Here is a 1049-nt window from a genome sequence, read left to right on the forward strand (position 1 = left end):
GCCGCGGCACGCGCATTGCCGCGCGCCGCGGCGCGTTCGAGCAGCGCGAGCGCATCGGCCCTTGCAGCCGGCGTCGTCGCTTGCGCATAGGCGCGCGCCGCCTTCCCCTCCAGCGCATAGGCCAGGTCGGCCGCGACCGCGCGATCGAGCAGCAGGTCGAACTCGCGCTGCGCCGCGGCACCCGCGGTCGGCAGCGACGGCGCGAGCTGATAGAGCCGCACGCCGAGCGCGCGCGTGCTGCCGAGCTTGACCGCCCGTGCGAGATCGCGCGCCGCGTCAGTATCGCCGTCACGCGACAGACGTCGCGCGGTTTCGTAGCGCAGCAGTGCGGCTTCGGCTTCGCCGTAGGCGCGCGCCGCGGCGGACTGCATGCGCGCCGCTTCGCCGCGCGCGCAGCCGGCATCGCGCCGTTCGCAACCGAGCGACAGCAGGATCTGCGCTTCCGGCAAACCCTCGGCCGCCGCGCCGCGCAGCAGACCGACGGCGCGTGTGACATCGGCCGTGTCGCCGGCCGGTCGCCGCAGCAGCCATTCGGCGTAGGCGTAGCGCGCGAACACGTCCTCTTGCGCGACGGCGCGCTCGAAATCCCGGCGCAGCGGCGCGCCGTCGCCCGCGAGGCCGAGCGCATCGGTGATGCGCGCCCAGCCGACGAGCGCGCGCGGATCGGCGGCGATTTCGCCGGCGCGCAATCCCAATGTCCAATAGCCGGCCAGCGCGACGGCGCTGTCGCGTCCGGCCGCGTCGCCGGCCCGGCTCGCGAGATAGCGCATGACGCGCTCGGCGCTGGGCGTCAGGTCGACGCGGACGCGGCGCACGCGGCCGGCGGGCTCGCGCAGCCAGACGACGGCCTGCAGCCGCCAGCCGTCGAGCGAGGTTTCCAGGGTCGAGGCGAGGATCGCGCGGTCCGGCTGCGCGCTCAGCGCCGCGGCGACCGCATCGACGTCGAGCGGGCCGACGCCGTAGTAGTAATCGTCGCCCTGCCAGACGCCGGGCGGCGCGAGACTCGCCGCGACGCGCTCGCGCAGGCGCTGCAGCTCGGCGTCGGCGCC

At 76.0% G+C, this 1049-nt stretch carries 1 protein-coding gene; it reads right to left on the reverse strand.

What is annotated here, in order from left to right; genetic code table 11:
- Nucleotides 1–1049, reverse strand: a 1049-nt coding sequence (locus NON22_RS24750) for a hypothetical protein (RefSeq protein ID WP_257389639.1), incomplete at both ends; no start/stop codon positions are given.

It is taken from the genome of Tahibacter caeni, from assembly GCF_024609805.1.
Lineage (GTDB): Bacteria > Pseudomonadota > Gammaproteobacteria > Xanthomonadales > Rhodanobacteraceae > Tahibacter > Tahibacter caeni.